The sequence below is a fragment of the Pauljensenia sp. UMB3104 genome, assembly GCF_030217285.1.
Taxonomy (GTDB): Bacteria; Actinomycetota; Actinomycetes; order Actinomycetales; family Actinomycetaceae; genus Pauljensenia.
In genome coordinates, this window is sequence record NZ_JASONN010000180.1 from 1 (window position 1) to 308 (window position 308).

At 59.4% G+C, this 308-nt stretch carries 1 protein-coding gene; it reads right to left on the reverse strand.

Annotated features, from left to right (window positions below; translation table 11 throughout):
* Positions 1–26: 26 nt before the first annotated feature.
* Positions 27–305, reverse strand: a complete 279-nt coding sequence (yidD, locus tag QP415_RS11275; protein WP_442953484.1) for a membrane protein insertion efficiency factor YidD — start codon at positions 303–305, stop codon at positions 27–29.
* Positions 306–308: the final 3 nt, after the last annotated feature.

Genomic DNA, 308 nt, shown 5'->3' on the forward strand with positions numbered 1-308 from the left:
GGATCTTGTCAAACATGCGCGCTCCTTCAAGAAGTGCGGACGCTGAAAGCGTCCTTCGGTCGTCCGGCGGATGCCGGGAAATTCTGGGGGGTGGTGAACGAAGCGTATTCGTCGCTCATACCCATGGGGGCGGGTCGCACGATGTCGGTTGCGTTACCGGCCCAATCTTCTGGTGGTACCCATGGCTCTGGTTTCCAGCGTCCAACTTCGGGGACGTAGTCGACTCCGCCGTGGCTCCAAGGGTTGCATCGAAGGAGTCGCCAGGTGCCAAGGATGATGCCTTTGACAACTCCGTGGATTTCGATGGC